Raw genomic sequence first — 21459 nt, forward strand, 5'->3', positions numbered from 1 at the left:
GACTTAAATTCAGTAGCCTCAATAATCTTTAGATTGGTAAATTGTAATAGTAATCATAAAAAAGAGTTAGACCAAAATCATCTTCTGGCACCTTTTTTAAATGTAACCGACTAAGGATATAACTGCTGTTTAGATAGTCATCATCTAACTCCTCCCATTTGGGGTTATTAAATAAATTATCAATGAAGGAATAAACCACGCCTCCTTTCTCATTTAATAGAATTAAGCCTTGAATATAACATAATATTATTCGTGAGCTAGCTTTGACAAGTTCAATAATTATTGGAGGTGAATCAGAATTAGATTTCATTGATTCAGGAAATCTTAAATCCCCATGAGCAAATTTATTGCGTAACTGATAAATTATTTTTAATTCCTCATTACTAAAATGTTTCTCGGGATAGATATACAAATGTTCATTAACTGCCTCTCTAAAACAAGATGAAAACTCACTTTTTATATACTCATATCCATATACAGGGGGATCATTAAAATCCATAGCTTTCAAACTTAAATTAATTTTTCCTTTTTTGTTAATTTGGGTCTGTGTGAAAATTTCGGATATTAAATTTTCGAAAGCCCCCCATATATAGTTAAATGTGGTTAATTCTGTTATATACTTTTGGTTAATATCACCGCGTTCTTTATCATATTCATAAGCCGGCCGACACCATTCCTTAGCTCCGGTTTTATCAAACCGATTCCAACTAAATTCAACGTTTGAAATACCGGATGCAATCATTAACCAATCATATACTCCCTTGTAACCCAATTGGACAATAATTAATGCTAAATCAGAACTATGTTCTTGCGTATCTTTGAAATTAGACTGATCAAACATTTAAACTTGGTTATTTAACGTAATGCATGGAAAATAAAGAAAAACTCTCTGATTTAAAGGGGCGTAAAATAAACTCTGTCTGAATTGAATTACTTATATAAGTCAACAAACAAATAACTCGAATTAATCAAATTATCATTTTCCCATTCTTCTTGAATGTATTGTAAGCCACCATTAGCATAACTTTCAATAAAATCTATGATATTACCCACAACTTGATTGAGTTCTTTTTCGTCCATATCTTCTAATTCATTCCAGTTAAAACCGATGTCATCACAATGGCTGAAAATTATCATCAACAGAAAATCAACTAGGCTAGAGTCCCTCTTCCATTTTCCTATTTCAATAAAGTCTTGTGTTGAGTTCCGTGGTGGCAATGGCAGTTTTAAACCTTTTTTTAACCCAAGTCTAAAAGCATAAATATAAAGCTCATAGATAGGCCCAAATTGGCTATATTCAGATTTGGATTGGCCTTTATTTGCAAAAGCTTCTATAACTGGAATTTTACTTTTTGCGTATCTTGGCCGCTTGAGTAAAATGGCGTTTCTAAACTCTTGTGCTGTCATTTTAATTTGGTTTGTGTTGTTACTAAATCAATTTGTTCTGCATTTTCTGGAACGTGATTTACATACATTGTTTTTACTTTAGGATCTTTCAATAATTTCTTGCCTAATTCATTAATTTTTATGTCCTCCTCTCTTTTATAGAGTTCTTTTACCAACACAATACTTTGGGGGAAAACATCTCCAATAGCTTCAAAGAAACCTTCGGTAAAACCTTCACCGAAAGCAGAAATAGGTGCATCTGCCAATAATGGATAATTATACTCTGCATTATTAGCTGAGATAATAGCCATTACTACTGAAAATTTTTTCATACGTTGAAAACCTTCTGAACTTCCATAAACAGAATTCCCATTGCTATCTAAATAATTAAAATTTATCAAACCATTTGGATTTTTCTCAAACTTCAAAATTCCCCCAGATAGGTCATTATTCTTGATTAAATTTTTAAAATGAACATTAGCATGTTTTTCAAGTAAATCTATCATACCATCAAAAACCCTTTCTTTTGCCTTATTTGAGGCTTCTTCTAGATCACTAAGTACCTCATAATTTTCATTAAAGCCATTCGGAATATCATTTGATTTATTAATACTTTTTATTTCATCATTGATGGCTTTCAAATCTTTTTTAAGTTTATTTGTTTTTGGGATAATGATATCATTAATTTTACTGTTGGCATTTTCCATTCTTCGAACAGCTCCGGTATAGTTATTAATTATATCGCGTGCAGATTGCTCAGCATCATGTCCAGTTATCAAAATAGAATTTCTATCATCATCGATTGATTTAATTCGGCTTTTTAATTTCTCTATATTTTCTATTAATTCATTCTCTTTCTCTTTTGTCTTAATAATGGAGTCTCTTATGCCATCAAATTTATTATAAAAAGGCTGGGCATTAATTTGAAGTTCTCCAAAAAAATTCTTCAAATCATTTTTCACAAATGGCTTTTCCGATTGCTTATCCTTAGGTCTGTTTTTAAGCTTAATTATATTTTTATATTCAGGTGTTCCTTTTTTAGCTTCCCTGTTACATACATAGCAATGTTCGTCATCAATCATATTTTGGAGAGAGACAGAATCTGGCGAGTTTTCAGGAAGAAAATGGAAATATTCGTTTGGATTGTCTTCAACCTCTTTCAAAGCTTTTTTTTCATATCTGCTTTCGATATATTTATCATTAAGTTCCCTAAATTTTTCAATTTCATTTTCAAAGCCCAGAGCTATCCACGCAAAATTACCATCAAAAAAACGGTTGTTGATTCTATCGAGAAATGTTTCAAACTCTTCTTGTTTTTCTCTAAGTCTCTTCCTTAACGGCTTAAGTTTATCGTCTAATTCTTTTCTTTTTTCTGCATTAGCATATAATTTATCCAATTCATTTTTTTCATCTTGGGCAGCTTGAAGAGTTTCATTCCATTGTTCTAACTTGTTTTTTTCTTGATCTAATTGGTTTTCAATGTTCTCTTTCTCTGATACAGCACTATCAAACCTTTCATTTTGTGCATTATTTGCTTTAAGTTGTTTTTGAAGATCTTTAAATGCCCTTCCTTTAAATTCTTCTAATAGTTCATGGATTTGTTCATACTTTTTTATATCAGTTAAGTTTTCAACCGCTTCCTCAATACTTTCTTTTTTACTAAAGTCTATAATGTCATCAACTTCTTCTCCTTGTAGAAAAGAATATTTCCTGAATGCTTTCATTATTAGACCATTAATGATCCTGGTTTTCTCATCTTCATCATAGACGGGTTTATATCTATGCAACACAAGTTCGGTCTTGTTTACTTCTATATCATTCATTACAAATTGCCAACTTTTTTCATCAGTAATTTGTTCGTCGATCCGGGTTGCTGAAAATGATTTAATTATCTGGTATTTATATCTGGTGCCACTAGTGTATTCTAACATAACTCCACATTCAACATAATTATTAATTGAAGTTTCACTTTTAGCCTTATCTGAAACTACTTTTACACCGGCATTTTTAATATTTATTTTCTTCTTAGTATCAGAATCCAATATTTGATCATAAAATAACCATAGAAAGGCATTAAAAAATTTTGATTTACCGGCGCCATTATCAGCAACTATAATATTTATACCTTCATCAAGCTCGTATCTATTATCTTCAAATTCACCATAATAGTTGAAGAAGTTTTTAAAAGATATGCTATTTATTATTGATGCCATTTTTTAAATTTTATGAATGTTTTTGATAATAGGATATATCTGTCTAGCTGAACGATTATTATCATTTTCATTAATTATTGTAGCTAATATCTCTATAATCTTATTATGATATGGGCCGGATGTGGTAAGGTTTTTTACCTCGGTTTCGCTAAGATTATATTTTTTAATAACCTCTTCATCATTTAAAATTTCTCTTAAGATTTCATTTCTCTTACTCATAATTCCTGGATTATTTCATCAATGTTCAAGTCATATTTTTGACATATATCTTGTAAACTATTTTTGGTATCATAAAAGTTCATAGAAAGACTAGAAAAATAAGCAACACGACGCAATTCATTTTTCACTTGATCCCTTTCCATTCTATAATATTCGGTATTAGGATCGTTTAAGGGTGGTACAACAACCATATCATATATTAGAGCATTCGTTTTATCTTTATGCTTACGAAGCAATCTACCTCTTCTTTGGATAAATTGTCTTGGATTGCCTGTACTACTTGCAAAAATACCAACTTCCGCTCTAGGTACATCAACCCCTTCATCAAGCATTTTCATTGCAAAGAGCATCTCTATTTTACCATCTGAAAAACCTCTCAATATACCTTTTAGATCTTCATCTTTAGCTGTATATGAATTTATCTTTAGGTTTTGATTTACTTCTACAGCTGCTCTCATAAAATCATTAAGCAATCTTTCTTCTTCTCCGTATTCATCATAAATATATCCTTCAGGTACATATGTAAATACATATTTTAGCTTTTTGGATTCAGTAAGTTCTTTTACTATTTCCTTGAAGCTTTCAACTTTATTATGAGCCTTATGTATAATATTTTTTCTCCAAAGAAGTAGCTTTTGTAAGCTTCCCTTAAAAACGAACTGTTTAAAAGTATAATATATTTTATAACTTTAAACCGTAATTATGAAGAAGAGTAGATATACACCACAGCAAATCGCAAAGATTTTAAAGGAATTTGATAACGGAAAAACGGCCGCAGAAATCAGCCGTGAATATGGCATTAGTACAGCTGCATTCTACAAGTGGCGGGAACGTTATGGCGGAATGAACGGCAAAGAGCTGAAGCGCCTGAAGGACCTTGAGGAGGAAAACCGAAGGCTGAAGCAGATGTATGCCAATCTATCTCTGGATCATCAAATGGCCAAAGAAATCATTGAAAAAAAGCTTTAAAGCCCTGCCGTAAAAGAACCATTGCCAAAGAACTTACGCATTACGGTATTAGCAGGGCGTGCCGTGTTTTAAATATGAGTAAAAGCGTTTTTTATTACAGGCCGATTCCAAAGGACGATACTGCTATTGAAGCGGCCTTACAACAAAAAGCTAAAGAACATAGCGAAGAAGGCTTTTGGATGGCTTACGATCGTCTAAGAAATGAAGGCAAGCCCTGGAACCATAAACGGGTATACCGGGTCTATAAAAAGCTTGGCCTAAGTTTGAGACGAAAGGTAAAAAAGCGGTTACCTGCCAGAGTTAAAGAACCCCTGGAGGCTCCCATAGCTCCTAATCGTAGCTGGAGTATTGATTTTGTAACCGATGTTCTGGAAAATAAAAGGCGCTTCCGTGGTTTAACCGTAATCGATGATTACAACCGGGAAGCATTGCATATAGAAATTGATTTTTCACTGCCCAGCAAACGTGTGGTCTGGGTACTAAACCATTTAATTAATCGCAGAGGAAAACCTCAAAAAATAAGAATGGATAATGGACCTGAATTTGTTGCTAAGATCGCTTCAGAATGGAGCCAGATGCAAGAAATCGACTTTCAGTATATTCAACCCGGGAAACCAACTCAGAATGCTTTTATAGAACGATTCAATGGAACCTATCGAAGGGGCGTTCTCAATAAGTACCTTTTTGAAAATCTCAATCAGGTAAGGGAACAAACCGAGACCTGGATGGAAGATTACAACAATGTAAGGCCACATAATGCACTGGGAAAAATGGCCCCCGTAGCATACGCAAAAACTCATTCTCCTGGCGGTACCGCCAGGAGAATGAAAAATGATATTTTTGGACAATCAAGCAGTTCTAATTAGGGGAAGCTTACACTTTTCAACCATAGGATCCTTTTTAAATTCTCCTTTCTTAAAGTCAAAATATCTTAAAAGTTTTTGGGATATTTCTATATAACGATCAAGTTCTTCATTTTGTAATTCTACTATTTTTGGATAATACTTATATTCTGTCAGACGCTCTTCATTTAGAGCTCGCTCCATCGTGAATGAATATGTATATGGTGGTTTATCTCCAAAAAAATAATCTATTGCATCGGTGCCTTTGGGATCGTAAATTCTTTTAGGTGTTGCTGATAGTCCTATTTTTTTCTTTACTTTAATATTTTCTAATCCTTTTTTAATTTGATTTGCCCCCATATTATGAGCTTCATCAGCAATTAACATAAAACTATCCTGTATTTTCTTAAAATATTTTTGAAACTTATCAGTCACAAAACTCCCATATGTAGTTATGATAATTAGATCTTTCGAAACACCCCATGAAAGATTGCTAACAAAATTTGCTAAACCTTTTTCCCATTTATTACCTCCTCCAACTTTAAGAATATTATTAAAATTAAAGGATTTGACTTCCCCTTCCCACTGATTTAATAAAGCAATGGAAGGAACTAATATAATAGCTTTGTAAGTTTGTTCCTTTTTATAAATATTTAATAGACAATTCAAAGATGTTATTGTTTTTCCTGTACCAGTAGCCATAGCAAAGACTCCAGAATAATTATTTTTCACCCAAGCCTTAAAAGCATCTTTTTGATACTCTCTAGGTCCTTCAAAATAAGGGAATTTAGGTGTTTGACTTATTTCTTGAATTTTCTCTTCAAATCTTAACTTCTTCTTTTTAAGAATTTCCTGAACTTTTTTACTATAAACTTCATTATTCAGATTCATTGAGTCATCTAAAAGATCTCTTATTTCTTTTTCTCTTCCCAATGCATTAATTACTACTTCAATTTTATCAGGTGAAATATATTTATAATTCGGATGTACCTTATTAATGATTTTATTAAAATTCTCTCTTTCATCTTCAATTCTCTCACGGCTAACATTTCCATTCCAAGGTGTTTCAACTTGAAAGCTTTCAGAGTTCTTTAGTAACGCAGGAAGAGTAAAATTTATACTGCCTTCTGTTGATATGTATTCCTCTCCATCGAAAAGAATCATTCGTTTACAATGTGCGAGGTCTACATTATTAAATTTAACCGGCATAATTTCAAGTTTATTATTCTTGAGCAAGAACCTTAAACAATCAAAAAAATGCTGGGAGTGAGAGCTTAAGACGTTCTCCAAATGCTCTAAATCAGAAAAAATTTCGATTATTTTATCCTCCTCCTTTAAAAGACTGGAATTTAAAAGTTCCTGATGATCTTTTAAACTATATATGTGATTTGTAATTATTCTTATTTTACCATCATTAAGGAGAAATTCAGCAAAGCTTTTAGAAAGAACTCTAATAGCATTAGAACTAAAATATCCAAGTAACAAATCAATTTGCTTAGCTTTAGGAAAAGCTTCTTCATAAAACTCTAATGGAATATGTTCTGAATCTGAACTATATCTATATGATCTCGGAAATGGGATATCTCTAAATCTGGTCATCTAACAAATTATTCTTTGCGATAATAAAGGGTTTCATAATATACATATTCGACCAAATAATCTACAGGATATTAGTTGTTTTCTATAAAAATACTAGCATTTTAAGAAGGAAAAATATGGAGAACCATAAAAAGGAAAATTAAATACCCATAATAAGCTGTTTATAGTGGATTTTCAGGCATAAAATCTTTTATACTACATTCAAGGTATTTTGCCAGTTCGTTTAATTGATCAAAAGAATACATGCTGGAGTAGCTTTCCATTTCAATTTGTCCAATGTAGCCTCGGGTAACCCCAAATAGTTTTGCAATATCTGACTGGCTCCGATTTAATTTGCTTCTCCTCGCCTTCACGAGCTTAACTATTTTCAATTCTATTTTTGATTTTGGAGCAATTTTTTTTGCCATTTTGAAAAAATATTCAAAAACATTTGCTTAGTACGAACTAACTTTTTAAATTAGCATAGTTATTACTAAGCACTTGTTGTGCTGTTTAACTTGATTACTACATCTATTATATATAGATTGTGAGTTTAATGAGCCTCAGCGTCCGAAGCTAGCATTTCGACACAACACGAGGCGGTAGAATTAAACCCACGTCTAAAGATATTGTGTAACTTTGCACAATTCTTTAGGCTGGTTTCTACTGAAAACCGTGTTGTAGGCTTGCTAGCGCCTGGACAAAGGTTGGAGGTAGAATTCCAGCCTTTTCGCTTTTTAAACTTGTTCATCATAAGCTATTGAGGTATATGAAAACGAGTAAAGCAAATCTATCAAAGCACCCCCACTGCAAATCCTTATCAGCGGTAATCACCAATTGTAGCCCTGAACAGGTACAATCTCATCCCCTTCAATCTATCTTAAAGAACATAATATGTGCGCCAGAATAATGTGGCGTAACCGGTAGCAAAAAGCCAAGCCTTTTGCCCGATCATACCGGCCCGCTATCCAAGAGTTAACTAAATAAGGTAGCAATAGGGATTTAGGCCACTACAATAATATGGTTATTCGCACTGCTATAAATGTAGTAGGTTTTTTCTCTTCGTGCAAACGCGAAGTTTAATTTCGTAGGTAAGCGGAGCAGGTTTTTTGCCCCTACATTATATTAGGCCAAAGAGGTCGGCAGTAGCTATTACTGTATTCACTAATTCTCTCGTTTGCGGGAACGAGAAAATCTTATAAACAATCCCGTGGGTTGCTGTTATGTGCCCTATTATTTAATAACAGCTTTGGGTGGGGCCTCTTTGAGGCACTGGGAGTATTAATTTGGGTTAATAGGTGTTAACGAATAGGGTCGTTAAGTTTTAAAAAAAAGAAATTGTTTATGAAAAGAAAAGTGAATTAGCCTTAGTTAAAGGTATTAAGCTAAAAAGCCTTCCCTTACTAAAGATTGGCGTCTGAGTGGGGAAGGCCTAAGCTTAAATAAAACAATGTTTCATTTAAATACCACACGAAATTATGAAAAATAATTACTCGCGCCTTAAATGGGTGGCGCTAATTATTCTTGGCGGGATACTATTCTTTCTGTCCAAGGCTGCATTTGCAGCAACTACTATTCCCCTGCCCTTTCAGAAAGAAATCTCGGGTGTAGTAGAAGATAAAAACGGCCTTCCTATTCCAGGCGTGACCGTAAAGGTTAAAAATATCAATAGAGGAACAATAACTAACCTGAATGGCGAGTATAACATCACTGCTCCTGCTAATGGCATTTTGGTTTTTTCCTATATAGGTTTCAGAACAGTAGAAATCCCGGTAGAAAATAATGCAGAGATAAATGTTCAATTGGAAAAAGATGTTGCCTCACTTGGCGAAGTAAAAATTAATGCTGGATATTATACCACTACTGAAAGGGAACAAACAGGGAATATTTCTAAAGTTACTGCAGAGGAAATAGAACTGCAACCGGTGGTGAGCCCAATACAATCCTTACAAGGGAGAATGGCCGGGGTAGAAATAACTGCGGGAGGCAGTAATCCCGGCACCGCTTCAACTATCCGAATAAGGGGCACAAACAGCCTTCGTGAAGAAGGAAACTACCCTTTATATATTATTGACGGGGTTCCAGTAAATTCTACACCGGTAGAAACCAATTCAATAATAGGAACGGCTGGTATCGACCCACTCAATAACCTGAATGTTTCCAATATAGAAAGTATTGAAGTTTTAAAGGATGCCGATGCTACTGCTATATACGGGTCGCGTGGGGCTAACGGAGTTGTTTTGATTACCACTAAAACCGGGAAACAACGTGGAACAGGGCTAGAAGCCAGGTTTTATACCGGCGTAGCCACAGTTCCCAATCGGCTGGATCTATTAAATACTGAAGAATACCTGAAAGTTAGAAGAGTAGCTTTTGAAAACGACGGGGTTGAACCTACAGCACAAAATGCTTATGATTTGGTAACTTGGGATCAGGATCGCTACACCGACTGGCAAGACTTCTTTTATGGTGGAACTGCTGAAACCACCAATGCCAATATTTCCTTCTCAGGAGGGAGCGATAAAACTTTCTTCAGATTAGGTGGCTCTTATTTTTCTCAGGGCACGGTCTATCCAGGAGATAATACTTACAATAAAATAACTGGTAATTTTAACCTTGACCATTCATCTGAAGATGAAAAACTAAAACTCAATTTTTCTGCGAATTACGGGGTGGATATAAATGATCTTTTCTGGAGCAATAGTATAAGTTCGTCAACAGTTTTATTGCCTCCAAATGCACCTGATCTTTTTACTGAAGATGGTAGTTTAAATTGGGAAGAATGGGCAGTAGCAGATTTAGAAAACCCTCTGGCCGGTTACTATAATCGCGGCAGAACGGAAACCAACAATTTATTGTCCAACATTGGTCTATCCTACCAAATTCTAAATAACCTTCAGGTACGATTAAATGCTGGTTATACATATTATGAAAGTCAGGAGTTAATGAAACGCCCAGGCAGGTCATATAATCCTTCGGCAGGAGAACCTAACAATTCTTTTCATTTAAATTCCCATAGAAAATCCTGGATTCTTGAACCTCAGTTGATCTTTAATGACAATTTCGGTGATTTCAATTTAGATGCTATAATAGGTGGAACCTTTCAGGAAAATACGAATAGCCAGGTTAGATACCAGGGATCCGGTTATGTAACGGAATCACTTATTGGAAATTTAGATGCAGCTGAGCGGGTAATTAATGCTTCAAGCCAAACAAATCAGTACAGATATGCTGCAGTCTTTGCCCGAATAGGAACAAACTGGAAGAAAAAAGTATTTATAAATTTCACAGGTCGACGTGACGGCTCATCCCGCTTCGGTCCGGAAAACCGTTTTTCGAATTTCGGAGCCATAGGTGCAGCTTGGATTTTTACCGAGGAAGAACTAATTACAAATGCGCTGCCATTTCTGTCATTTGGAAAATTAAGGGGTAGTTATGGTAGTACGGGAAATGATCAGATTGGCGATTACGGTTATTTGGATGCATACGAGGCAACCCCTGGCCCAGGAGGGTTATACCCCGTTTCCCTGGCTAACCCCTCATTTTCTTGGGAAGTTAACAAAAAGTTGGAAGCCGCACTGGAATTAGGTTTTTTCAAAGATAAACTGAATCTTGGGATAAGCTGGTATCGTAACCGTTCTTCCAACCAATTGGTAGGATATCCCTTGCCCGCTATTACGGGGTTCAGTACCGTTCAGGCAAATCTTCCCGCCACAGTAGAAAATAGCGGTTGGGAAGTGGAAATATCTTCTTTAAATTTTAACTCAGATAATTTTCACTGGCAGACTTCATTAAATTTTAGTATCCCAAAAAATAGGTTAGTAAGTTATCCCGGTATTGAGCAATCATCCTATGCCAATACTTATCGAATTGGACATCCTGTAAACATATCACTTTTATATCGATATGAAGGAATTGATCCAGAAACGGGATTATATCAAATTGCGGATATTAATGGTGATGGAAGTTTTGATTATGAGGATCGGGTAGTAATCCAGGATTTAACCAGAGAATATTACGGTGGAATAAATAATAATTTAAGTTTTAAAAATTTTAGTCTCCAGTTTTTATTACAATATGTAAAACATGAAGGTATCGCTTCCTCTTTTAATGCCGGTAGGCCTGCCAATCAAAGGGATGTAGTTTTAGACGCTTTAAATTCAGGCGAAGATTTCCAAAGAATATCTCAGTTACCAGCCTTCAGTCAAGCTTATAACAATGCTATAAATTCAAATTTAACTATCCAGGATGCTTCCTTCTTACGGTTAAAAACATTTTCGTTAGGCTATAATTTACCGGAAAGTCTTCTACAATCAACCGGATTAAGATTAAGGGATGGAAAATTTTTTCTTACGGGGCAGAACTTGTTTACAATTTCTCCTTACGAAGGTTTAGATCCTGAACTTTCATATTCCAACACTTCATTTGGAAACCTTCGGACAGTAACTGCCGGTCTTCAGTTTAACTTTTAATTAAAAATTATGTTCATTAAAAAAATAATAAAACAGATAATTGTAGTTTTTATCGCTTCCATTTCAATTGCCTGCGAAGATTTTGTGGAGGTTGATGCCCCCGATTATAAAATTATAAGAGATGATGTTTTTAGTAGTGAAGAAACGGCTAAAAGCGCTATGACAGGAATCTATAACGAGTTATTCAGGACATCATTTAGTAATGGTTCTCCATATAGTGTAACAGTTTTGGGTGCCTTGTCGGGAAACCTCTTAAAAAATATAAGGGAAACCAACCTTACTCGTATGGAATTTCATCAACACCAAATAACTTCTGAAAATACCTCAAATTTGTTCCTTTGGACCAGTGCCTATAATATGGTTTACATTACGAATGCCTTTTTGGAAGGATTGCAATCATCCGAAAATATAGGATCGGAGGTTAAAAATCAGTTAGAGGGAGAAGCAAGATTCATAAGGGCATTTACCTATTTCAATTTGGTTAATCTTTACGGAGATGTTCCTCTCATACTTACAACAAACTACAAAGAAAATGAACTTGCTTTTCGAACCCATGCGGAGGATATATATACCCAAATTACCCTGGATTTAGAGGAAACAATAGAATTATTACCAGGAGAAAACGGTAATATGCGTACAAAAGTGAATAAGTATACTGCAATTGCAATGTTGGCCAGGGTTCATCTCTATAACCAGCAGTGGCAAATGGCTGAAGAATTGAGCAGTCAGGTGATTTCGAATAACTCCTATGTCTTATTAGAAGAATTGAACGACGTTTTTCTGGCCAACAGCCAGGAAGCTATTTGGCAAATATCTCCCGCAGGAAGAGGAGCGGCAACGACCCATACCAATGAAGGTAATTATTTTATTATAGATCCTGTTTTTTCATTCCTGGCAAGTGTTCAACTAGATGAAAATTTTATCGAAAATTTTAATGAGGATGATATTCGATTTTCAAACTGGATCAGCTATAATGAAAGCCTTAACGCTTACTTCCCCTATAAATACAAAATATGGAATAGTAATGAGCAGCCAAGTACGGAGTATTCTATGGTGCTACGATTAGCCGAACAGTTTTTAATAAGGGCTGAGGCTAGACTTATGCAAGATAATTTTACCGGTGCAATAGAAGATATTAATACCATTCGACACAGAGCAGGCCTGGCACCACTTTCTAATACCAATAATCTCGAAACCGAAGTACTTCTTGATGAAATAATGGAGCAACGGAGCAAAGAATTATTTACCGAATGGGGTCATAAATGGTTAGATCTTAAAAGAACAGGCAGGTATGAAATTTTGTGGCAAAATGACCCATTATGGGAAAATACAGACCTACTTTATCCCATTCCTGCAGAGGAAAGAATGAAGAACCCTAATCTAACCCAAAATCCTGGATATTAAATTATGAATTCATTAAAAACATTAGTAGTCTGGAGCTTGATATTCTTATGGATTCTACCAGTGTTAGCACAAACTTCTTCCCATAATTCTGAGGATAGTTTGACTCTGGATAAAAGCATAAGAACAGGTGTATTAGATAATGGCCTTACTTATTTTATAAAACCTCTGCAAAATTCTAATCAACAAATAACCATGAATTTTCTAGTAAAAGTAGGATCCCAAGATGAGCAACAACATGAGTTAAATTTCGCTCATCATATTGAACATCTATCCTTTAGACCGAGCGATAATTTCCCTGATGGTCTTAAAAATAATTCTAAAATATTGAGCCAGTTTGGAATGAAAATGTATGATATTTACGGAAGAACAGGCGCCGGGGTTACACGATATTTCTATAATGTTCCCTATGAAAATGAGAAGGCAATAAATACTGGTTTACTCTGGTTTAAAGACATTGCTTCAGGTCTGGACCTTAACAAAAAAAGTATAGATAGGGAAAGAGGTGTACTACTGCAGGAATATCGAGGTGGTGTGGCCAGTCGTGCTCAAACAACAGCGTACAATGATGTGCACAGCACACTCTTTTCTGTAGTTAATAGCAAAAAATCTTTTTCTTCACATAATAGAAATTTTCCGCACCAGGATTTACAAAAATTTTATAATAAATGGTATCAACCGCAGCGAATGGCTGTGATAATTGCTGGGAATATAGAAAATACTGAACAACTAGAAGAAAACATTAAATCCATTTTCCAGGAATTAAAGTCTTCAGAAAATAAAGTAGAACCCAAAGGAAAGGAACAAAGTAATCCAAAGAGAGAAAAGAATTTCACAAGCGTTGTGCGAAATTCAAATGGAAATTCTGCATATGAGTTTAAAGCTGTCAACATGTATTTTTTTTATAAGCATAAGGTCGACAAAAAAAAGGATGAAGGGTTGGGCAGACTACAAAGACAAATACAAGGAGAAATTGTTACGGATATACTTAAAACGAGGTTTAGTGAAAGTTCTAAGATAGACGATAGAACAACTATCTATAGTTCATATACCCCTGTTTGGAATATCCCTCGAGATATGTTAACTATTACTATCAATACTGAATTGCAATATGAAAAAGTAGCGCTGGAGAATACTTTATATATTTTAAGACAATTCGTAGAATATGGAATTACAGAAGAAGAATTTAAAAACGCTAAAGATAATATTTTAGAAACCCTAGAATCTTATGATACTTCAAAAAACCGATATTGGGTAAACGAAATAGAAGATTATTTTGTAAACGGCCAAGCCCTACCGACTAATAAAAAGGAAATCATTACTAATTGGCTATCAAAACTTTCCAAAGAGGAAATAAATCGTCTAATAAAAGAAATAATAAAACCTTCACCGGACAAGATGGGCTTGATATTTCCTGAGGACAGCGAATCTCCTTTGATCTCAAAAGAAAAGACCCAGGAAATAATTAAAAAAAAAGCTATGAAAAAAGTGCTTCCATATAAACCTAAATCTGAAATAAAAAGATTATTGAGCCAAAACCAAATGGATTCACTGCCAATTGGTAAAAAATTGAACGCCAAACCAGGCAAATTAGATACTGAAATTTATTCACTAAAGAATGGATCGAAACTCATCCTAAAACCAATGAAAAGCACAAATTCCAACGCTTTAACCATTCGGGGATTTTCACCATTTGGGGCTTCTTATTTTCCGAAAGAAGAATACAACAGTACAATGTTTGCTACATCAATTATAAGAAGCTCAGGAGTCGGATCTTATGAAAAGAAGGATTTAAAAAAATTTTATGAAAATACGCAATCAATAAAATTGGGTTTTAATCCTTATATCTTCAGTAATGAAAGTGGTTTTGAATCTGAAGTATCTATTAAAGAACTAGATAAATTTCTTCAGCTTTTATATTTATATTTTACAAAACCCCGTAAAGACCAGGCAGCTTTTGAAAACTGGAAAAAAGGATATTTACAGGATGCTAGATATATTATAAACCCCTCAAAGGACCTTATTGATGCTTTGAAGAAAGTAACGAGAGACTCCACAAGGCTTCCCATAGCCTCAGATTTGGTAAAAGCATCTCAAAGGGTAAATCTTAATGTAGCACATAGAAATTATCAAGAACTATTTGGGAATATAGGGAACTTCACTTTTATTGTTACAGGTGATTTTGATAGTGATGCGGTGCTCACCGCTTTTCAGAAATATGTAGGAAATATTCCCTCCAATTCAAGAACAATTTGTACTGATAAAAACAAAGCAATTGAGATACCTGATGGCCCCAAATATTATGAGCTAAGCGCCTCAGACCTTTATGAAACAGAAAATTCATTTTATGGAATAAGATTTGTTCATAATCCTCCAGACAAAAAAGTTTGGCAAGAAGAACTAAAGATTAGGGTACTGGGCCAAATGCTTAATAGTTTAATATATGACTTAAGGGATAAAGAGGAACTTTCATTATATACAATTAGTGCTGGTGCCTATTTTGATAGAAGGACACAGCGATTTGAAGTACAGTTTCGTTTCAGCTGTCTACCTGAACAATTACCTATCATAAGAGAAAAAACAAATAAAATAATTGAGAATTTAAAAGAGGCTGATATTTCGGAAAAAGTATTTGAAAATCAAAAAAACAGAATAAGATCTATTTACACACCCCAGGCACTCAATCAGCCTTCTTATATTGCAAGGAAGTTGTATCGATATTACAGATTTGAAGAACCTCCGATAGCATCATCAGCTATAGAAAATTATCTCAAAGACCTAACTTTTAAGGAAATCATTCAAACAGCTAAAACATATTTAAAACCAGAATACATGCACGAAGTAAAAATGGAATAACATTTTTTTAAAATTATCAATAATTAACCCATTGCAGCTGTGCTCCAATGGGTTAATATTCAAGCCTTACTTTTTAATCAAGATTAATTACAGTAGGCTCCTGATCTGCAGGACTTAACTTTACTGTACCAAGATCCATTTCATCATAGACATCATAGACAGGTCCTCCTGCACCAATCTGAACTCGACAGTTTTCCTCGGTTCCCTGGCATTCCTGCTCAGGTATCGACTGCCAATTATCATTACCCAGATAAATAAAATCAGTAGTTTGTACATCTGGCTTTGGCTCAGAATTAACGCTTGCAAAGGTCAATCCTATGGCAAAAATTATTGCCAACATCGGTAAAATTACTTTTAGATATTTCATAATAAAAAGTTTTAATATACACCTACTCTTTGAAGGATTTTCGGCTTCTCCTACTTTCTGCGCAAAAAGATTTATAACGTTTCTTTTATGGTGTAAATATTCCAGTGCATTACTGAAAATTGAAAGTAGTATAAGCTTATGGCTACTATCATTTACAATAGTAAATTTCATCAAATAAGCTCAAAAAAAATGGTCGCTAAAGCCGAAAAGCTATTCTGTTATTGAATTGACCAGGCATTCTCCATTCTATATTGCGAAGGCGTCTGACCATATTGGAGTTTGAAATTTTTAGAAAAATGTGAATGATCCTTAAAACCGCATTTTTGCATAATTATGGATATAGGCAATTCCGTACTTCGAATTAAAAGGGCACCTTTTTCGAGCCTTTTTTTCATATGGAACCGGGGTATCGTAGTCCCATACATTTTCTTGAATTCTTCTTTGAGTTTAGTTTTGTTCGTACGGTGAATAAGCCCCAATTCCTTAAGGGAGGGCAGCTCCGTATGCAGGTTCCGGAGAATATAGAGACGCACTTGTTTTAGCAGTATTTTTGTTGCGGCACTTTCCTTTTTTCCTGGTTTTGAAGACCGGGCGGTATTCCTATCTTTCTCATCCTCCTCATCTTTATTTCCGAAACGAAAAGCGGTAATTGCAAAAGAACAGTCTGAATTAATGCCCGTCATCTTCTGAATCGTACAAGAAGCTCTGTAAAGGCTTTTATTTTCAGTTAGAAAGTCTAAAGGGATTAATCGCTGATAAGGTTTTTCACCATTTGATTCCAATTCCTCTTTTAAAACTTTTACCGAATTACTGGAAAGAATTTCTGAAACTGGCCTATTAATTTTCTTTTCATCCCATTTCAGGATCTTGGGAGTTTCGCTAGTATAGGAAGTTATATGATAATTTTCATCCAGGAATATTGAAAAATGGAATTCCGGGTGTTCTTCCCGCTGCTGGGGTTTGAAACAGGAATTATAAATTTCTTCGGACATCATATTTAGCAATACACCAATAGTGTCTAGCGGATCCCTACGACCGGACGGTTCCTGGCGAAACATAAAATTGCCACAGGCAATTTCGATGATTTGCTGGTACAAAGAATTGAATCTCATTTTCTCCTCGTTGCTGATTTCCTTTTCCATAATTATTATTTTATTAATGGATACTTTTTATAGTCCTGCAAAAACGCAAGCGCCTTTTCCTTATCAGTAAATACTCGGGTAGGATAAGCCGGGTTATTTGTTTTAATATACATCTGGGCGATTGCCATGGCGTGCTCATCTTCAACGAGTAGGGCGAGTGCCGTTGTCATATATGCACCTTCAATAGCCAAATAATCCCTGGCTTGTTTTTGTGCGATGGTGACAGCCCTTAGGTCACAAAATATAGGATATGAATTTTCATTTTGCAGCTGTAACCGCTGGCTTACGATCTGTTGGGCCATACTCCTATTGATCTCATAAATTTCTTTATAGACAAAGTAAAGGATCCCCCTGGAAATCCACATTTTTGCATAGGTACCATCCACAACCATCCCGTAATAATTTGGATATCACTAATATAAAACAAAATTTCAATACGTCTTACCAGAACATTTTCTTTGATTTTATGCACTATGTTATAAAGTTATTCTCATAGGTTTTAATGGCATTTGAACGAAAAGCCGAATAACTGTTCTGAAAAGACTTTTTATTATAACGGTCAAAATTATAATAGATATTTATCATAGCTTGAAATGGAAATTTTCATATCAAAAGTTATGGCTAAGGTTAAACACAATAATTTCCTGGATACGGTTGATGAAGTAATCACCAATGCAACAAATGCCGGGGTAATCCATCTCCATGCAGAAGGCAATGAATTAAACGGACGGCGTATAACCATCAACGGGAAACCTTCTTATCACTTCGGTACAACGGGTTATTTAGGCCTTGAACAAGATAAAAGGTTAAAAAGCGCAGCAATAAATGCTATTGAAAAATACGGAACCCAGTTTCCTTTGTCCAAAACATATATTTCGCACCCGCTCTATGCGCCCTTAGAAGAAAAAATTTTCCAAATGTACGAGCATCCCATACTCATTACAAAAAATAGTACACTTGGACATTTAGCAGTCATTCCCACTGCTGTAAGAGCTGGTGATGCGGCGATCTTGGATCACCAGGTACATTGGAGTGTACAAAGTGCCACGGAGGTTTTAAAATCAAAAGGGGTAACAGTAAGAATGATCAGGCATAGCAATATGGAGATGTTGGAACATTATATCAAAGACTTAAGAAATAAGGCCAATAAAATTTGGTATATGGCAGACGGGGTTTATTCCATGTACGGGGATTTTGCCCCTTTACAAGACTTAATGGAGTTATCCAAAAAGTACCCGCAGTTACATCTTTACATTGATGATGTTCACGGAATGAGTTGGAAGGGAAAGCACGGTTCGGGGTATGTTATGTCTGAATTGAAAGAGCTTCCGCAGAATATACTATTATTCGGCACTTTAAGTAAAACTTTTGGTGCTAGTGGTGCGGTGCTGGTATGTCCTGATAAAAAATTGCATAAAAAAATTAAAAATTTCGGAGGACCCCTTACATTTTCAGCCCAATTGGAACCTGCTTCAGTTGCTTCTGCCACTGCTTCTTCGGAGATTCATCTCTCCCCTGAAATCTATGAACTACAGTCAGATTTAGCTGCTAAAATTGATTATTTCAATCAACTATTAGAGACTTCGAATTTACCCCTGGTACATAAGAATACCTCCCCGGTATTTTATATTGGTACAGGGCTCCCGGCTACAGGGTATAATTTTGTAAGCAAAATGATGGAGGCCGGTTTTTTTGTCAATCTTGGTTTGTTTCCGGCAGTTCCGGTTAAAAATACCGGGGTTAGGGTGACGATTTCCAGACATAATGATTTGAAAGATATAAAAGCACTGGTAGATGCGATGAGCTATTACTTTCCCATAGCAATGGAAGAAACCCATACTGATTTAAACAGGATTTACAAATCATTTGGAATTCAAACAACCGAAAAAACCAATCCTCCAACTACTCAAATGAATGAGCTAAACCTGGAATACTTCGAAACCATTCAACAAATAAATAAACTGGAATGGGATACCTGCTTTTCCGGGAAAGGTACTTTTGACTGGGATGGTCTTGATTTTTTAGAGAAAGTGTTTACCAATAATAATTTACAGGAGCATAACTGGGGCTTCCATTACATTACGATAAAGGACAAAACAGGGAAAATGATTTTGGCGGCACCCCTTACCAGTGCGCTTTTAAAAAATGATATGCTTTCTGATGTAAATACCTCGAAAGCCATTGAAGAAATTCGTGAACAGGATCCCTATTATATGACCGATATCGTTCTATCCTTAGGTTCGGTTTTTTCAGAGGGAGCCCATTTGTTTTTAGACGATGATCATCCATTACATATTCGCTCGCTGCGGTTATTTCTGAAGAAAATTGATGAAATAAAGACCAAGGCGGGGGCTAAACTCATCATTTTAAGGGATTTTAAAAAAACAAATACGTTGAACACTTTTCTTCACAAACAAGGTTTTATTTCCATAGATATGCCCGATTCCTGTGAAATTGCCAATTTCAATTGGCGAAATGAAGAACAATATATTTCCACACTCAGCAAACGCTCCAGGAAACATTTCAAAAAGGACATCAAGGCATTTGAGAACTATTTTAAAACCAGGATCGTATGCTCCCCTACCCCAGAACAAATTGACAAATATTACCAGTTATTTGAAGAGGTTTGGAGTAACAATTTAGGAATTAACACTTTTAAATTTCCTAAAAAGCTATTTACTGAAATGGTTAAAAGTCCGAAGTGGGATTTTCTAACATTATATCTTAAAGCAGATAATCCCGACGCATTGGATAAGATCGTAGGTGTGATGTTTATAACGCGATCTGGAAAAACTTTCATACCCGCTTTTGTAGGCGTGGATTATGAATATAATGAAAAATTAAATGTCTATCGCCAGCTTTTATTCCTGGCAATAAAAACGGCCGGGATTTTAAAGTTCGAAAAAATTAATTTTGGCCTTAGCGCCAGTTTTGAAAAAAAGAAATTGGGAGCCACTTTAATACCTAAAATAGCCTATGTTCAAGCGGATGACAACTTTAGTCTTGAAGCTTTAGATTGGTTACGTAAAGATTAACACCCCCCCCTTTGAAGCATATTTTTTAATATTTACCCTATAAAAAGCCGTATTGAAAATAGCACAGCAAAGGCATTATTTGTTTTTATTAAATACAAATCTCATGTTCGAGAAAACAATGTCGATATTCAGCGAAAATGTTGAAAGCCTAATTCAGTCAGGTAAATCTGATTTGAAGAAAGCTGAAGATGGCATTAGTTTATGTATTAAAATTCTTTCCAAATTACAAAAGCAAGTTGATAAGGATGATTTTGAAAATACTCAAGCGGAAATTGAGTTTTTTAAAAATATAAAACCTTTCCCGATGAGCTATCTTATTTATTTTACCGAAGTCAGGTCTTGTGAATTAAAGCTCCCAAAAGTCGGTAATTCTCATAAAGTCCGTTATTTGGAAAAGGAGATTAAAAAGATCAATAGATTTTTTTCTGAAAATAACAGTTTTGTCAACTATATGGAGCAAAACCACAATTACCTGGATCCACAATTTTTCAGTCGCAGTGGAAAAATGGATTTCTCCTTTAGCCCAACTATTAACTATTATCAAAATCCTGAATTTTCGACCAGCCACGATATGCTTTGGTCTAAAGTCCAGGCTTTATACAGGTACATCCATTATATCCGAGAGAAATTAGAATTGATACAGCCCGGAAGCATTGGGAATTTCCGGGAACGCCAACCAAATTTATTACGATGGTCCGGATCCAAAACTTCTTTAGTAGAAGTAATCTATAGTTTATACCTTAAAGGGGATATCAACCACGGAACTGCAGACCTTAAAACGCTTATCTCTGCCTTTGAAGACTTTTTTAATATTAAGCTCGATAATTATCATAAAACTTATAGTGAGATGAGAGCCAGAAAAGATCCAAGAGCCAAATACCTATACCAAATCGCTGGCAACCTGGAAGCAAAAATGCGCCAGGATGATGAAAAGTAATTTTTCGTAGTAGATCGTACTACGAAAATCAGCTCTCCATTA

The 21459-nt window shown here is 35.0% G+C and carries 16 protein-coding genes; 6 read left to right on the top strand and 10 right to left on the bottom strand.

The genetic code is table 11. The annotated features are described in order from the left end of the window. Positions 1–28: 28 nt before the first annotated feature. The 5 genes from DET49_RS11170 to DET49_RS11190 form a co-directional block, all read right to left on the bottom strand. Positions 29–841, bottom strand: coding sequence for a hypothetical protein (locus DET49_RS11170; protein ID WP_133548189.1), 813 nt, complete (start codon positions 839–841; stop codon positions 29–31). Between the two features lie 89 nt (positions 842–930). Continuing rightward, complete coding sequence (locus tag DET49_RS11175) at positions 931–1407, bottom strand: hypothetical protein (protein WP_133548190.1); 477 nt, start codon at positions 1405–1407, stop codon at positions 931–933. Then, positions 1404–3599: an AAA family ATPase gene (locus DET49_RS11180; protein ID WP_133548191.1), complete on the bottom strand. Its 2196-nt coding sequence runs from the start codon at positions 3597–3599 to the stop codon at positions 1404–1406. The genes DET49_RS11175 and DET49_RS11180 overlap by 4 nt, the downstream gene beginning before the upstream one ends. Before the next feature lie 3 nt (positions 3600–3602). Then, positions 3603–3818, bottom strand: a complete 216-nt coding sequence (locus DET49_RS11185; protein ID WP_133548192.1) for a hypothetical protein — start codon at positions 3816–3818, stop codon at positions 3603–3605. Then, positions 3815–4276, bottom strand: coding sequence for a DEAD/DEAH box helicase (locus tag DET49_RS11190; protein WP_133548193.1), 462 nt, complete (start codon positions 4274–4276; stop codon positions 3815–3817). The genes DET49_RS11185 and DET49_RS11190 overlap by 4 nt, the downstream gene beginning before the upstream one ends. A gap of 244 nt (positions 4277–4520) precedes the next feature. Here DET49_RS11190 and DET49_RS11195 point away from each other — a divergent pair. Next, a protein-coding gene (locus DET49_RS11195) for an IS3 family transposase (protein ID WP_133548194.1) occupies positions 4521–5653 on the top strand; the annotation gives its coding sequence in 2 pieces (ribosomal slippage) (positions 4521–4782 and positions 4782–5653; 1134 coding nt in all). Here DET49_RS11195 and DET49_RS11200 read toward each other — a convergent pair. Next, complete coding sequence (locus tag DET49_RS11200; protein ID WP_133548195.1) at positions 5636–7228, bottom strand: DEAD/DEAH box helicase family protein; 1593 nt, start codon at positions 7226–7228, stop codon at positions 5636–5638. The two genes, DET49_RS11195 and DET49_RS11200, sit on opposite strands and share 18 nt — an antisense overlap. 161 nt (positions 7229–7389) lie before the next feature. Beyond that, positions 7390–7635: a helix-turn-helix domain-containing protein gene (locus tag DET49_RS11205; RefSeq protein WP_133548196.1), complete on the bottom strand. Its 246-nt coding sequence runs from the start codon at positions 7633–7635 to the stop codon at positions 7390–7392. 1050 nt (positions 7636–8685) lie between these two features. On the opposite strand from DET49_RS11205, the gene DET49_RS11210 reads away from it, so the two are divergent. From DET49_RS11210 to DET49_RS11220, 3 genes are read left to right on the top strand one after another with little or no spacing between them, the layout of a single operon-like run. Then, on the top strand, positions 8686–11679 hold the full coding sequence (locus DET49_RS11210) for a SusC/RagA family TonB-linked outer membrane protein (RefSeq protein WP_133548197.1): 2994 nt from the start codon (positions 8686–8688) through the stop codon (positions 11677–11679). Between the two features lie 9 nt (positions 11680–11688). Next, positions 11689–13083 carry a RagB/SusD family nutrient uptake outer membrane protein gene (locus tag DET49_RS11215; RefSeq protein ID WP_133548198.1) on the top strand — a complete coding sequence of 465 codons (1395 nt, stop codon included), beginning with the start codon at positions 11689–11691 and terminating at the stop codon, positions 13081–13083. 3 nt (positions 13084–13086) lie between these two features. After that, on the top strand, positions 13087–15936 hold the full coding sequence (locus DET49_RS11220) for a M16 family metallopeptidase (protein ID WP_133548199.1): 2850 nt from the start codon (positions 13087–13089) through the stop codon (positions 15934–15936). A 73-nt stretch (positions 15937–16009) separates the two neighbouring features. Here the strand turns inward: DET49_RS11220 and DET49_RS11225 are convergent, their stop codons facing one another. The 3 genes from DET49_RS11225 to DET49_RS11235 form a co-directional block, all read right to left on the bottom strand. After that, positions 16010–16303 carry a DUF6520 family protein gene (locus tag DET49_RS11225; RefSeq protein WP_079712321.1) on the bottom strand — a complete coding sequence of 98 codons (294 nt, stop codon included), beginning with the start codon at positions 16301–16303 and terminating at the stop codon, positions 16010–16012. Positions 16304–16521: 218 nt separating this feature from the next. After that, complete coding sequence (locus DET49_RS11230; RefSeq protein ID WP_133548200.1) at positions 16522–17445, bottom strand: helix-turn-helix domain-containing protein; 924 nt, start codon at positions 17443–17445, stop codon at positions 16522–16524. A gap of 5 nt (positions 17446–17450) precedes the next feature. Continuing rightward, positions 17451–17837, bottom strand: coding sequence for a hypothetical protein (locus DET49_RS11235; RefSeq protein ID WP_133548201.1), 387 nt, complete (start codon positions 17835–17837; stop codon positions 17451–17453). Positions 17838–18062: 225 nt separating this feature from the next. On the opposite strand from DET49_RS11235, the gene DET49_RS11240 reads away from it, so the two are divergent. Together DET49_RS11240 and DET49_RS11245 are read left to right on the top strand one after the other, a co-directional pair. Next, positions 18063–20480, top strand: coding sequence for a bifunctional aminotransferase class I/II-fold pyridoxal phosphate-dependent enzyme/GNAT family N-acetyltransferase (locus tag DET49_RS11240; protein WP_133548202.1), 2418 nt, complete (start codon positions 18063–18065; stop codon positions 20478–20480). A 103-nt stretch (positions 20481–20583) separates the two neighbouring features. Continuing rightward, positions 20584–21417, top strand: coding sequence for an RteC domain-containing protein (locus DET49_RS11245; protein ID WP_133548203.1), 834 nt, complete (start codon positions 20584–20586; stop codon positions 21415–21417). Positions 21418–21459: the final 42 nt, after the last annotated feature.

This window comes from Salegentibacter sp. 24 (assembly GCF_004362395.1).
Classification (GTDB): Bacteria; Bacteroidota; Bacteroidia; order Flavobacteriales; family Flavobacteriaceae; genus Salegentibacter.

What these genes read in the sequence shown, in the direction of transcription:
- DET49_RS11240 (WP_133548202.1), top strand. Translation starts at nt 18,063, where the DNA reads ATGGCTAAGGTTAAACACAATAATTTCCTGGATACGGTTGATGAAGTA.
- DET49_RS11245 (WP_133548203.1), top strand. Translation starts at nt 20,584, where the DNA reads ATGTTCGAGAAAACAATGTCGATATTCAGCGAAAATGTTGAAAGCCTA.
- DET49_RS11190 (WP_133548193.1), bottom strand. Translation starts at nt 4,276, where the DNA reads ATGAGAGCAGCTGTAGAAGTAAATCAAAACCTAAAGATAAATTCATAT.
- DET49_RS11235 (WP_133548201.1), bottom strand. Translation starts at nt 17,837, where the DNA reads ATGGTTGTGGATGGTACCTATGCAAAAATGTGGATTTCCAGGGGGATC.
- DET49_RS11205 (WP_133548196.1), bottom strand. Translation starts at nt 7,635, where the DNA reads ATGGCAAAAAAAATTGCTCCAAAATCAAAAATAGAATTGAAAATAGTT.
- DET49_RS11175 (WP_133548190.1), bottom strand. Translation starts at nt 1,407, where the DNA reads ATGACAGCACAAGAGTTTAGAAACGCCATTTTACTCAAGCGGCCAAGA.
- DET49_RS11200 (WP_133548195.1), bottom strand. Translation starts at nt 7,228, where the DNA reads ATGACCAGATTTAGAGATATCCCATTTCCGAGATCATATAGATATAGT.
- DET49_RS11220 (WP_133548199.1), top strand. Translation starts at nt 13,087, where the DNA reads ATGAATTCATTAAAAACATTAGTAGTCTGGAGCTTGATATTCTTATGG.
- DET49_RS11230 (WP_133548200.1), bottom strand. Translation starts at nt 17,445, where the DNA reads ATGGAAAAGGAAATCAGCAACGAGGAGAAAATGAGATTCAATTCTTTG.
- DET49_RS11215 (WP_133548198.1), top strand. Translation starts at nt 11,689, where the DNA reads ATGTTCATTAAAAAAATAATAAAACAGATAATTGTAGTTTTTATCGCT.
- DET49_RS11180 (WP_133548191.1), bottom strand. Translation starts at nt 3,599, where the DNA reads ATGGCATCAATAATAAATAGCATATCTTTTAAAAACTTCTTCAACTAT.
- DET49_RS11225 (WP_079712321.1), bottom strand. Translation starts at nt 16,303, where the DNA reads ATGAAATATCTAAAAGTAATTTTACCGATGTTGGCAATAATTTTTGCC.
- DET49_RS11170 (WP_133548189.1), bottom strand. Translation starts at nt 841, where the DNA reads ATGTTTGATCAGTCTAATTTCAAAGATACGCAAGAACATAGTTCTGAT.
- DET49_RS11210 (WP_133548197.1), top strand. Translation starts at nt 8,686, where the DNA reads ATGAAAAATAATTACTCGCGCCTTAAATGGGTGGCGCTAATTATTCTT.
- DET49_RS11185 (WP_133548192.1), bottom strand. Translation starts at nt 3,818, where the DNA reads ATGAGTAAGAGAAATGAAATCTTAAGAGAAATTTTAAATGATGAAGAG.